This is a genomic window from Streptomyces sp. NPDC053541 (assembly GCF_044544705.1).
In the GTDB taxonomy this organism is placed as follows: domain Bacteria; phylum Actinomycetota; class Actinomycetes; order Streptomycetales; family Streptomycetaceae; genus Streptomyces.
Genome location: NZ_JBITXM010000009.1, coordinates 388,564 through 400,954 on the forward strand (window position 1 = coordinate 388,564; position 12,391 = coordinate 400,954).

At 72.7% G+C, this 12,391-nt stretch carries 11 protein-coding genes; 5 read left to right on the forward strand and 6 right to left on the reverse strand.

Translation table 11 applies throughout. The annotated features are described in order from the left end of the window. Nucleotides 1-128: 128 nt before the first annotated feature. Nucleotides 129-683, reverse strand: a complete 555-nt coding sequence (locus tag ACIGW2_RS24445) for a CGNR zinc finger domain-containing protein (protein WP_391656491.1) — start codon at nt 681-683, stop codon at nt 129-131. Between the two features lie 183 nt (nt 684-866). Between ACIGW2_RS24445 and ACIGW2_RS24450 the strand changes: the two genes are divergently transcribed. The 3 genes from ACIGW2_RS24450 to ACIGW2_RS24460 all read left to right on the forward strand — a co-directional run bounded on the left by ACIGW2_RS24450 (nt 867) and on the right by ACIGW2_RS24460 (nt 3,130). Then, entirely contained in the window at nt 867-1,394 is a 528-nt protein-coding gene (locus ACIGW2_RS24450) for an HPP family protein (protein WP_361585163.1), read from the forward strand. Between the two features lie 9 nt (nt 1,395-1,403). Next, nucleotides 1,404-1,871 carry an NUDIX hydrolase gene (locus ACIGW2_RS24455; RefSeq protein ID WP_361585166.1) on the forward strand — a complete coding sequence of 156 codons (468 nt, stop codon included), beginning with the start codon at nt 1,404-1,406 and terminating at the stop codon, nt 1,869-1,871. A gap of 92 nt (nt 1,872-1,963) precedes the next feature. Continuing rightward, nucleotides 1,964-3,130 (forward strand): serine hydrolase domain-containing protein, encoded by a 1,167-nt coding sequence (locus tag ACIGW2_RS24460; protein WP_391656489.1) that lies wholly within the window; start codon nt 1,964-1,966, stop codon nt 3,128-3,130. Between the two features lie 18 nt (nt 3,131-3,148). Here ACIGW2_RS24460 and ACIGW2_RS24465 read toward each other — a convergent pair whose 3' ends face one another. Both ACIGW2_RS24465 and pepN read right to left on the reverse strand, forming a co-directional pair. Beyond that, nucleotides 3,149-3,979: a hypothetical protein gene (locus ACIGW2_RS24465; RefSeq protein WP_399845841.1), complete on the reverse strand. Its 831-nt coding sequence runs from the start codon at nt 3,977-3,979 to the stop codon at nt 3,149-3,151. A gap of 137 nt (nt 3,980-4,116) precedes the next feature. Next, entirely contained in the window at nt 4,117-6,678 is a 2,562-nt protein-coding gene (gene pepN / locus ACIGW2_RS24470; protein ID WP_399845843.1) for an aminopeptidase N, read from the reverse strand. 166 nt (nt 6,679-6,844) lie between these two features. Between pepN and ACIGW2_RS24475 the strand changes: the two genes are divergently transcribed. Beyond that, a complete protein-coding gene (locus tag ACIGW2_RS24475) occupies nt 6,845-7,480 on the forward strand; it encodes a DsbA family protein (RefSeq protein WP_356072958.1) in 636 nt (211 codons plus the stop codon). 132 nt (nt 7,481-7,612) lie between these two features. On the opposite strand, the gene ACIGW2_RS24480 is transcribed toward ACIGW2_RS24475, so the two are convergent. From ACIGW2_RS24480 to ACIGW2_RS24490, 3 genes are all read right to left on the reverse strand, one after another. Beyond that, on the reverse strand, nt 7,613-8,257 hold the full coding sequence (locus ACIGW2_RS24480; protein WP_361585177.1) for a superoxide dismutase: 645 nt from the start codon (nt 8,255-8,257) through the stop codon (nt 7,613-7,615). 207 nt (nt 8,258-8,464) lie between these two features. Then, complete coding sequence (locus tag ACIGW2_RS24485; protein WP_391656486.1) at nt 8,465-9,901, reverse strand: amino acid permease; 1,437 nt, start codon at nt 9,899-9,901, stop codon at nt 8,465-8,467. Between the two features lie 117 nt (nt 9,902-10,018). Next, nucleotides 10,019-11,422 carry an amino acid permease gene (locus ACIGW2_RS24490; protein ID WP_399845847.1) on the reverse strand — a complete coding sequence of 468 codons (1,404 nt, stop codon included), beginning with the start codon at nt 11,420-11,422 and terminating at the stop codon, nt 10,019-10,021. Between the two features lie 254 nt (nt 11,423-11,676). On the opposite strand from ACIGW2_RS24490, the gene ACIGW2_RS24495 reads away from it, so the two are divergent. Next, entirely contained in the window at nt 11,677-12,273 is a 597-nt protein-coding gene (locus tag ACIGW2_RS24495; protein ID WP_399845850.1) for a biotin transporter BioY, read from the forward strand. Nucleotides 12,274-12,391: the final 118 nt, after the last annotated feature.

Below are 12,391 nucleotides of genomic sequence, written 5' to 3' on the forward strand. Positions count from 1 at the left end.
GTGACCGGGTTTTGGGGAGGGCTCCCGGGCGGCGGAATGCGCGCATGGCACACATCCGCCACTGCGGATCGTGCGCCACGCGGGACGAACCCCCTCAAGAGGGGCGATATGGCGGGGAGTTGCCCGGCTCAGCGCTCCTTCGTACGGGCGTAGTGCCGGGAGGCCTTGGCCCGGTTGCCGCACAGGGTCATCGAGCACCAGCGGCGGGTGCCGTTCCGCGAGGTGTCGAAGAAGTGCAGGATGCACGCCTCGTGGGCGCACGCGCGGATGCGGTCCGGCCGGGTGCGCAGCAGGTCGAGGTAGTCGCGGGCGGCGGTCCAGCCGGGGCCCCAGGCGGGATCGGCGAATTCCGGCCGCTCTCCGGGCCCTTCGGTGCCGAGCACGGCCCGGATCCGCCCGTGGTCCAGGACCGCGTCCACCCGCGCGGTGGCCGCCGGGTCGCCGGGCCGGTCGACCAGCGCGGCGAGCGCGTCCCGGGCGGTGAGGGTGTGCCGCAGGGTGGCCGGGTCGGCGGTGAAGCGCCCGTCGAGCCCGTTCGAGGCCAGCCAGATCGCGAGCCCCTCGGTGCCCGTGAGCAGGTCCTGCCGCACGCCGTCGGCCATCCAGCGGGTGTTGAGCAGATCCAGCGAGGTGGGCTCGCCGACGAGCGGCCGCGGGTCGCGGGCGGCGTGCGGGACGGTCATGGCGGCGCCCTCCTCGGCGGACGGATGTCCGGAACTAACCGCTCAAGCGTACGTGACCGGTTGCGACCGGCTCGGGCTAACCCCTAAAGTCGCGATGAATGGTTAGCCGGGGGCGGGTCGGGCGCCCCCTGTCGCCGGCAGCACGCCCCGGCTCCCCTGCCCTCCTCACCGCGAAGGACCCCCGTGACCACCGCCCCTGCCGCGCCGCCCTCCTCCGCCGCGCCCGCCCCCGCCCGGCCCGCCGCTCCCGCCCGGCCCCGGCCGCGGGTCCTGCTCGCCTCCACGGCCGTCAGCGTCACCGCGCTCCTGCTGCTCGTCGCCGTCGGCACCCTCCTCCGCCAGCCGCTGCTCATCCCGCCGCTCGCCGCCAGCATGGCGCTCGTCGCCGGCGCGCCCGACCTGCCGCTGGCCCAGCCCCGCTCGGTCGTCGGCGGCCAGCTCCTCTCCGCCCTCACCGGATTCGCCGTGCTTGCCGTCGCCGGCCCCGGCCCCTGGGGCGCCGCCGTCGCCGGCGGCCTCGCCCTCGGCGTCATGGCCGCCGCCCGCACCCCGCACTCGCCGGCCGCCGCCACCGCCGTCATCGTCGCCCTCCAGCACCCGCCGTTCGTCCCCTTCCTCGCCCTGCTCGCCCTCGCGACCGTCCTCCTGGTCGCCACCGGCCTGGCGGGCGCCCGCCTCACCGGGCGGCGCTATCCGGCGTACTGGTTCTAACCTGCCCTTATGAAGCAGGAGTTGAGGGTGGCGGCCTACGCCGTGTGCGTACGGGACGGCGAGATACTGCTCGCCCGCTGGGTGGACCGGGACGGGCGCAAGCGGTGGACGCTGCCCGGCGGCGGGATGGACCACGGCGAGCATCCGGTCGAGACCGCCGTGCGGGAGGTCGAGGAGGAGACCGGCTACGTGGCCGAGCCCACCGTGCTGCTCGGCATCGACTCCATCCGGCGCGGCTGGCTGCGCCGGCTCGGCACCCCGGGCGACTGGCAGGGGTTGCGGATCATCTACGAGGCCCGGATCACCGGCGGCGAGCTGCGCAACGAACAGGACGGCTCCACCGACCTCGCCGCCTGGCACCCGCTCGACTCCGTGCCGGACCTCGAACGCGTCGAACTCGTCGACGTCGGCCTGCAGTTGTGGCGCGACCGGCCCCCCGTCGGGCGCTCGCCCCTCACCGATCCGGGGAACGGCTGAAAAGGGATCAACCGTCCCGGGCCCGCTCAACCCGCCGCTCACCCCCGCGGTCCCCTCCCGTGACCGCAGCACCACGATCACGGGAGACCCGCATGTCAGCCGTACGCACTGCCCGCGCCGCCCGTACCGCCCGCACCCTCCTCGCCGCCGGCCTGGTGGCCGGCCTCGCCGTCACCGCGCTCGCCGCACCCGCCGTCGCCGCCGAGGCGGCGGGCCCCGCCGCACCGCCGAAGCCCGACCACGCCGCCACCCAGCGGGCCCTGGACGCGGCCGTCGCCGCGGGCGTGCCCGGCGTCGTCGCCCAGGCCCGCGAGGGCAAGGACCGCTGGACCGGCACCGCCGGCGAGCGCGGCCGGAACGACCGCTTCCGGGTCGGCTCCATCACCAAGACCTTCACCGCCACCGTGCTGCTCCAGCTCCAGGCCGAGGGCCGGCTCGACCTCGACGACCCGGTCGAGAAGTGGCTGCCCGGCGTGGTCCGCGGCCACGGCAACGACGGCCGGAAGATCACTGTCCGGCAGCTGCTCAACCACACCAGCGGCCTCTACAGCTACACCGAGGACCCGGACTTCCAGGCCAGGGTCTTCGGCCCCGGCTTCCTGGAGCACCGCTACGACACCTGGACGCCCCGGCAGCTCGTCGACCTCGCCCTGGCCCACGAACCCGACTTCGCGCCCGGCACCTCCTGGCGCTACTCCAACACCAACTTCGTGCTCGCCGGCATGATCGTCGAGAAGGTCACCGGCCGCCCCTACGGCAAGGCCGTCGAGAACCGGATCATCAAGCCGCTGAAGCTCCGTGCCACCAGCGTCCCCGGCACCGATCCCCGGATGCCCGGGCCGCACTCCCCGGCCTACTCCAAGCTGACGGCCGAGGCCGACGGCACGACGTACGACGTCACCGAGCTCAACCCGAGCATCGCCGCCGCCGCCGGCGAGATGATCTCCGACGCGAACGACCTGCAGACCTTCTACCGCGCCCTGCTCACGGGCCGGCTGCTGCCGAGGGCCGAGACGAGGGAGCTGACCACCACGGTCCCGGTCTCCGCCCAGCACCCCGACCACCGCTACGGGCTCGGCATCTCCTGGCAGAAGCTGAGCTGCGGCAAGGAGATCTGGGGCCACGGCGGCGGCATCCACGGCTCGATCTCCGAGGCGTACACCACCCGGAACGGCGAGCACTCGCTCGCCGGGAACTTCAACGCCGACTGGACGGGGGACACCCAGGCCGTCATCGAGGCGGAGTTCTGCGGCAAGTAGCCCACGAGGAAGGGACGTTCAGCGGGGCAGCACGACGACGTAGGCGGGCGGCTGCCGGTCGGCCGCGGCCATCAGGGCCGTACGGACCACGGTCGCCTGCTGGTCCATCGCCTCGCGCAGCTTGCGCGGGGTGAGGTGGACCACCGTGATGCCGAGCCGCTCCAGGTGCTCGCGCTTGCGGGTGTACTCCGTCCACAGCGCGTCGTCGTCCTGCCGGGGCGCGCGGGTGTCCAGCTCCACCGCGACCGCCTGGTCCGGCCAGTAGGCGTCCACGCCGCCCAGGTGCGGGCCGCCCGGCAGCCGCAGGTCCACGTTCCACAGCGGGTCCGGCAGGCCGAACTCCCGCACCATCGCGTACAGCCGGTCCTCGGCGATCGACCGGCCCTCGGCGAGGAGCGAGTCCACCGCGTCCACCACGTGTGCCCGGGTGAGCAGCCGGGCGCGGTTCAACTCCCGTACCACCGCGCTCGGTTCGCAGTGTCCGCCGCTGACCGCCTCGGTGAGCAGCCGGCGCACCACGCCCGCGTCGTGGAGCGCCGAGACGGCGTCGGCGAGCGCCCGGGGCACCGGGGCGACCGGCAGCCCGTCGATCTCCAGCGGCTGCGGCGGCTCGGCGGCCCGCACCACCCGGACCCGTCCGGTGGACCGCACCCGGCGGGTGCGCGGCACGAGCACGTCGACCCGGTCGATCATGCCGACGGGGGGAGCGGACGCGAAGCGGTGCAGGGAGAGCGCGGCGAGCCCGGTGAGCATCGCCTCCGGACGCGCGTGCAGGAGGGCCTCCCGGAGCCGGTCCTCACCGGTGTGGGGGAGGGAGGGGAGCGAGGTCTTGGGGGTGTCGTGGTTCATGTCGACGGTCTTCCGTCGCCGGAGCCCCCGCTAACCGCTGTTACACGCCCGTCGACAATTGCGTACAAGGCGGGGCTAAAGTACGCGCGTTCGAGTGCCGAGTAGGCCCCCGCGCACGGGGGCCCACCCGACCGCCGCTACGCGGCGCGCGCGTCGCACTCCTGCGCCCGCAGCGCCCTAGCCAGGTCGTCCCGGGCCTCCAGGACGAGCCGGCGCAGCGCCGGGGCCGCGTCGGCGTGCCCGGCCAGCCAGGCGTCGGTCGCGGCCAGGGTCTCCGGGCGGTCCTGGAGCCCCGGGAACAGCCCGCGCACCACGTCCATGCCGATCTGGATCGAGCGCTCGGCCCAGATCCGCTCGATCACCTCGAAGTACTTCTCCGCGTACGGCGCGATCAGCTCGCGCTGCGAGGGCCGCACGAAGCCCGCGATCGTCGCCTCCACCAGGGCGTTGGACAGCGCGTCCGACTCGACGACCTGCGCCCAGGCCTGGGCCTTGACCGCCGCCGACGGGCGGGCGGCCAGGCAGCGCACCTGGTGGCGCTTGCCGGTCGCGGTGTCGTCCCGGCTCAGCTCGGCGCCGATCCGCTCCTCGTCGGCCCGCCCGTGGGTGGCCAGCGGCTCCAGGAACGCCCAGCGCAGCTCCTGGTCCACGTCGAGGCCGTCGATCGCGGCCGAGCCGTCGAGCAGGCCCTCCAGGAGCTGGAGGTCGGCGTCCGAGGAGGCCACGGCGGCGAAGAAGCGCGCCCAGGTCAGCTGGTGCTCGCTGCCCGGCTCGGCGAGCCGCAGCTCGCGCAGGCCGGCCTCGGCGAGCAGCCGCCCGCCCTCCGGCCGCCAGGCCGGCACCGCGTAGTGGGTGACCGCCGACTGCGCCCAGGCGTGCACCATCTGGAGCACGCCGATGTCGGTCTCGCGGCCCGCGAACTCCAGGGCGACCCGGACGAAGTCACGGGCCGGCATCAGGCCGTCGCGGGTCAGGTTCCACAGCGCGGACCAGCACAGCGCACGGGCCAGCGGGTCGGTGATGTCGCCGAGGTGGCCGCGCAGGGTGGCCAGCGAACCCTCGTCGAAGCGGACCTTGCAGTAGGTCAGGTCGTCGTCGTTGACCAGGATCAGGTCGGGCCGCTCCTGCCCGGCCAGGTCGGCGACCACGGTGCGGGCGCCGGTGAGGTCGGCCTCCACGCGCGCGTAGCGCACGAGCTCCCCGTCGGCGAGGCGGTAGAGGCCGACGGCGGCGCGGTGCGGGCGCAGCTCGTCGCCCTCCTGGAGCACGGCCAGCTCGGTGATCCGGCCCTCGGCGTCGTAGGTGACGTCCGGGGTGAGGCTGTTGACGCCGGAGGTCTGCAGCCAGGACTTCGCCCAGGCCTTCATGTCCCGGCCCGAGGTCTCCTCCAGGACCGACAGGAGGTCGCCCAGGCGCGTGTTGCCGTAGGCGTGGCGCTTGAAGTAGCGGCGGGCGCCCTCCAGGAACGCGTCCCGGCCCGCGTACGCCACCAGCTGCTTGAGGACCGAGGCGCCCTTGGCGTAGGTGATGCCGTCGAAGTTGAGCTTGGCGTCCTCCAGGTCACGGATGTCGGCCGTGATCGGGTGGGTGGACGGCAGCTGGTCGGCGCGGTACGCCCAGGCCTTGCGGTTGTTGGCGAAGGTCACCCAGCTGTTGGTGAAGCGGGTCGCCTCGGCCAGCGAGAAGGAGCCCATGAAGTCGGCGAAGGACTCCTTCAGCCACAGGTCGTCCCACCACACCATGGTGACCAGGTCGCCGAACCACATGTGGGCCATCTCGTGCAGGATCACATTGGCCCGGCGCTCGTACGCGGCCTGCGTGACCTTGCCGCGGTAGATGTACTCCTCGCGGAAGGTGACCATGCCCGGGTTCTCCATGGCGCCGAGGTTGTACTCGGGCACGAAGGCCTGGTCGTACTTCCCGAAGGGGTACGGGTAGTCGAAGTGGTCGTGGAAGAAGTCGAAGCCCTGCTTGGTGATCAGGAAGACGTCGTCCGCGTCGAAGTGCCTGGCGAGCCCCTTGCGGCACATCGCGCCCAGCGGGATCTCCAGCTCGGAGCCGTCGGCGAGGGTGCGCCGGTAGGTGTCGGTGACGTAGTGGTACGGGCCGGCCACCACACAGGTGATGTACGAGGAGATGGGCGCCGTCTCGGCGAACCGCCACCGCCCGTCGGCGCCCTGCTCGCCGACCCCGTTCGACCACACCGTCCAGCCCTCGGGCGCGTCCACCTCGAAGCGGTACGGCGCCTTGAGGTCGGGCTGCTCGAAGTCGGCGTGGACGCGGCGGGCGTCGGCCGGCTCGTACTGGGTGTAGAGGTAGACCTCGCCGTCCTCGGGGTCGACGAAGCGGTGCATGCCCTCGCCGGTGCGGCTGTAGGCGCACTGGGCGTCGACGACCAGCTCGTTCTCGTCGGCCAGGCCGTCGAGCGCGATCCGGGAGCCGTCGAAGACGGCCTTCGGGTCGAGCGCGCGTCCGTTGAGGGTGACCGCGTTCACCGACGGGGCGATCAGGTCCACGAAGGTGGCGTCGCCGGTGCCGGTGCGCCGGAAGCGGATCGTGGTCACCGAGCGGAAGGTGCGCACGTCCTCCGCGGACTCACCGACCGCCGAGCGCAGGTCGAGGTAGACCTCGTACCCGTCGACGGACAGCAGCTCGGCCCGCTCGCGGGCCTCGTCGCGGGACAGATTCTCACCGGGCACGGGACACTCCTTCGTGACGCCATCGAAACAGCACCGATCCTGCCATGTGCCCCTGTCGCCCGGTACGGGGGAATGCCGTCGGGGGCCCGGGGCGTTGCGTCCTTCGGCGCAACGCCTGCCGAGACCGTCACCCAGGCCGCTGACGAGGCCGTTTCCGAGGAGTCACATGTCCGAGAACAGGACCACCGCCGAGTTCTTCTTCGACCCGCTGTGCCCGTGGGCCTGGATGACCTCCCGCTGGATGCTGGAGGTGGAGAAGGTGCGCCCGGTCGACGTGCGCTGGAAGGTGATGAGCCTGGCCGTGCTGAACGAGAACCGCCTGGACGAGCTGCCCGAGCAGTACCGGGAGATGCTGGAGACCAAGGCCTGGGGCCCGGTCCGCGTGGTGATCGCCGCCCAGCAGCTGCACGGCGACGAGGTCGTCGGCAAGCTCTACACCGCGCTCGGCACCCGCTTCCACAACAACGGCGAGGGCCCGACCCGCGAGGCGGTCGTCGGCGCGCTCACCGACGTCGGGCTGCCGGCCGACCTCGCCGACTACATGGACAAGGACACCTACGACACCGAGCTGCGGGCCTCCCACCAGGAGGGCATCGACAAGGTCGGCCAGGACGTCGGCACCCCGGTGATCTCCGTGCCCGGCCCGGACGGCGACGAGGTCTCCTTCTTCGGTCCGGTGGTCACCCCGACCCCGCGCGGCGAGGCCGCGGCCCGGCTGTGGGACGGCACGCTGCTGGTCGCCTCCACGCCCGGCTTCTTCGAGATCAAGCGCACCCGCACCGCGGACCCCAGCTTCGAGTAGTCCGCCCGCCCCTTCCGGGACGGGAAGAACCCCCGCGATTCACGTCATCGCGGGGGTTCTCCCTTTCATCCGCCTGCCCGGTGAAGGTGGAGAAGACGATCACGAGCAGGAGTCCGTGGTGCGGGCCGCCGATCAGATGCCGATGAGCGGGGTGCGGCCCTTGGCGTCGGTGTAGCGCTTCTGCACGTCCTGCCAGTTGACGACCTGCCACATGGCCTCGATGAAGTCCACCTTCTGGTTCTTGTACTGCAGGTAGAAGGCGTGCTCCCAGGCGTCGAAGACCAGGATCGGCACCGAGCCCTGGCCCACGTTGCCCTGGTGGTCGTAGACCTGCTCGACGATCAGCCGCCCGCTGATCGGCTCGTAGGCGAGCACGCCCCAGCCGGAGCCCTGGGTGGTCGCGGCGGCCTTGGTCAGCTGGGCCTTGAATTTCGCGAAGGAGCCGAAGGACGCGGTGATCGCGTCGGCGAGCTCGCCCACCCCGTCGGCGGCCAGCGGCTCGCCGCCGCCCCCGTCCTTGGGGCTGTTCATGTTGTTCCAGTAGATCGAGTGCAGGATGTGCCCGGACAGGTGGAAGGCGAGGCTCTTCTCCAGCCCGTTGATCGCCCCCCACTGCTCCTTGTCCCGGGCCTCCTCCAGCTGCTCCAGCGTGTCGTTCGCGCCCTTCACGTACGCCGCGTGGTGCTTGTCGTGGTGCAGCTCGATGATCTGCGGGTTGATCACCGGCTCCAGCGCCGCGTAGTCGTACGGCAGCTCCGGAAGTGTGTAGATCGCCATGTGCCGAGCCCTTCGACCGATCCCTGGGGGAGTGCTTATTGCAATCTATGTGCAAGTGCAGGCTAGCAGCAGTTAGGGAGCGAGTGGATCAACCCTCGGAGCCGGGGCCCCGTGCACGCGACGAGGCCCCGCCGAGCAGTCGCTGCTCGGCGGGGCCTCGGACGGGACCGGGACGTGCTTCCGGGGTGCTCCGGGGTGGCTCCGGGGTCAGGCGCGGTCGGTCACCGGCTCCTGGGCCCGGTCGGTGCCGCGGGCCCTCTGCAGGGCGTAGCCGATCACGGCGAGCACCGCGGTCAGCGCTCCGGTCGCGTAGAGCTGCACCCGGGTGCCCTCCTCACGGGCCATCAGGAAGAAGACCGCCGCCATGCCGAGCAGCGCCACGATGGTCAGCACCGGGTGCAGCCACATCCGCACCACCAGCTTCTCCGGCGCCTCGCGCTCGGTGCGGCCGCGCAGCGCGAGCTGCGAGGCGGCGATGAAGAACCAGACGACGAGGATGATCGCGCCGATGGTGTTGAGCAGCCAGATGAAGGCCTTGTCCGGCGACCAGTAGCTCAGCAGCACACAGCCGAAGCCGACCAGCGAGGAGACCAGCACCGCCGGGCGCGGCACCCCGCCGAAGAGCCGGCCGAGGACCTGCGGGCCCTGGCCGCGGGCGACCAGCGAGCCGGCCATGCGGGAGGCGCCGTAGATGTTGGCGTTCATCGCGGACAGCAGCGCGACCAGCACGACGACGTTCATGATCTCGCCGGCGGCCGGGATGCCCAGGTGGTTCAGGGTGGCGACGTACGGGCCCTTCTCGACCACCGCCTCGTCGTCCCACGGGACCAGGGTGACGATGACCGCCATCGAGCCGATGTAGAAGAGCGCGATGCGCCACATCGCGGTGCGGACCGCCTTGGCGACGCCCTGCACCGGGTGCTCGGACTCGGCCGCGGCGATGGTGACCGTCTCCAGGCCGCCGTACGCGAAGACCGAGGCGAGCAGGCCGACGATCAGGCCCTCCGAACCGTGCGGGAAGAAGCCGCCCGCGCCGGACAGGTTGGCCGCGCCGGGCGCCTCGGTGCCCGGCAGCAGGCCGGTGATCGCGAGCACGCCGATGCCGAGGAACAGCACGATCGCGCCGACCTTCAGCGCGGCGAACCAGAACTCGAACTCGCCGAAGTTCTTCACCGCCGCGAGGTTGGTGCCGCAGAACACCACCATGAACAGCGCCACCCAGGCCCACTCCGGGGTGCCCGGGAACCAGCCCGTCATGATCTGCGCGGCGCCGATGCCCTCCAGGCCGACGGCCACGCACAGCAGGAACCAGAAGGCCCAGCCCGCCGTGAAGCCGGCCCACGGGCCGAAGGCGCGCTCGGCGTGCACCGAGAAGGAACCGGAGGCCGGGTTCGCGGCCGACATCTCGCCCAGCATCCGCATCACCAGCATGACGAGCACGCCGGAGATCGCGTAGGCGACGACGATCGACGGACCGGCCGCGGCGATGCCCGCTCCGGAGCCGACGAAGAGGCCGGCGCCGATCACGCCGCCGAGCGCGATCATGGAGAGATGGCGCTGCTTGAGGCCGTGGGACAGGCCCCCGGCGGGAGCGTTCGCGCCGTCCTTGCGGTCGGCCGGCGCGGGCGCGGTGGTCCGAGACATGGGCGAACCTGTTTCATGAGGCGAGACGGGGAGGGTGGCCCACAGTCTGTGGGCCCGCACCGCTCACAGGGAACAGATGTCCGCTATACGGGCACGAGCTTCACACAAGGTGAAGGTTCAGTTCCGTTCCGTGGAGGGCCTGCGGAGCTCCCGCAGCCCGGCGACGAGCAGCACCGCGGCCGTCGCCCCGGCCGACCACAGCACCTGCGGCCGAGCCCCGTCGTCGAGCAGCATCAGGACCAGCACCCCGCCCATCCCCGCGAGCGCCACCCAGCTCAGCCACGGGAAGCCCCACATCCGCAGGGTCAGCGTCTCCGGCGCCTCGCGCTCGATCCGGCGCCGCAGCCGCAGTTCGGACACCGCGATCAGCGCCCACACGAACAGCAGCACCGCGCCGACCGCGTTCAGCATGTAGAGGAAGACGGAATCCGGCCACTTCAGATTCAGCAGCACCGAGACGAAGCCGAAGGCCACCGACGCGAGCACCGCCCGCACCGGCACCCCGCCGCCGCTGACCCGCAGCAGCCCGCGTGGCGCCTCCCCGCGCTCCGCCAGCGAGAACACCATCCGCGAGGAGCCGTAGAGATTGGCGTTCAGCGCCGAGAGCAGCGCCACGAACACCACCACGTTCATGATCTGCCCGGCCGCCGGCACCCCGATCGCGTCGAGCACCGCCACGTACGGCGACTCGCCCGGCTCGACCGCCGTCCACGGCAGCAGGGTCACGATCACCAGCATCGAGCCCACGTAGAAGAAGAGGATCCGCCAGACCGCGCTGCGCACCGCCCGCGCCACGTTGCGCGCCGGGTCGTCCGACTCGGCCGCCGCGATCGTCACGACCTCCAGGCCGCCGAAGGCGAAGACCACCGCGAGCACCCCGGACACCACGCCCGACCAGCCGTGCGGCAGGAAACCGCCCTGCCCGGTGAGGTTCGCCAGGCCGACCGGCTCGGTGTCCGGAAGCCACCCCACGAGGGCCAGCAGTCCGAGCGCCAGGAACAGCACGATCGCGCCCACCTTGAGCGCCGCGAACCAGAACTCGAACTCGCCGAAGTTCTTCACCGCCGCCAGATTGGCCGCCGTGAACACCAGCATGAAGACCAGCACCCAGCCCCACTGGGGGACCGCCGGCACCCAGCCGTGCGCGATCCGGGCCGCGCCGGTCGCCTCCACCGCGAGCACCACCACGAGCAGGAACCAGTACAGCCAGCCCACCGAGAAGCCCGCCCAGCGCCCCAGCGCCCGCTCCGCGTGCACCGAGAACGCGCCGGAGGCCGGCATCGCCGCCGACATCTCGCCCAGCATCCGCATGATCAGCATCGCCAGCGCGCCCGCGATCAGGTACGAGACCACGATCCCGGGACCGGCGACGGCGATGCCCGCGCCCGAGCCCACGAACAGCCCGGCGCCGATCACCCCGCCCAGGCCCAGCATCGTCAGGTGACGCTGCTTCAGTCCGTGCGAGAGCGGCTCCGGTTCGGGGGCCAGGGGGGACGGCGGGGCGGCTGGTGCGTCGTGCATGGGGAGGGCTCGCGCTCTTCGCTCGTTTATCGGGACCCCACAGTCTCTCCGCTGACCACCCGCCGGCGCAAAAGGGACCTCTTGGCGGGTCTTCCCCGTGACCAGCGTCACGTGGCGCGCGGGCATGTCCGGCCGGCTTGTGTGATCTCCACGAACAGTCCGCCCCGGGCTTTGTGGGCGGCTGACCGTGATCGGGCGCTCACCGCTGGCATACGGTCGAGCCTGCCCCTGTCCCCTCGCCCCGCGGAGTCCCGATGAGCACCGCCGCCGCCCCCGTCTCCTCCCTCCGTTCCGGTACGGTCCTCGCCGACCTGATCCCGGCCGGCCGCGTCCGCGACGTCGCGCTCGTCGCCGGCGGCGCCGCGCTCACCGGCCTCGCCGCGCAGCTGACCGTGCCCGTCCCCGGCTCCCCGGTGCCGGTCTCCGGCCAGACCTTCGCCGCCCTGCTCGTCGGCACCGCGCTCGGCGCCCGCCGCGGCTTCCTCTCCCTCGCGCTGTACACCGTCGCCGGCATGGCGGGCGTGCCGTGGTTCGCCCAGGTCTCCTCCGGCTGGGCCATGCCGTCCTTCGGCTACGTCCTCGGCATGCTGCTCGCCGCCACCGTGGTCGGCGCCCTCGCCCGCCGCGGCGGCGACCGCTCGGTGCTGCGCACGGCCGGCACGATGGCGCTCGGCTCGGCGATCATCTACGCGGTCGGCGTGCCCTACCTGGCCCTGGCCACCGGCATGTCCCTCGGCCAGGCGGTCGCCGCGGGCCTGACGCCCTTCCTCATCGGCGACGCCCTGAAGGCCGCGCTCGCCATGGGCCTGCTGCCGGCCGCCTGGAAGCTGGTCGGCGGCCGGCGCGGCTGAGCCCGTACCGGACCGTCCCACGCGAAGGGGCCCGCCGGGGGGGGGGGGCCCGCCCCCCCCCCCGCCCCCCCGGTTCCGGGGGGCCGGGGGCCACCCGGGGGGCCGCCACCCTCAGACC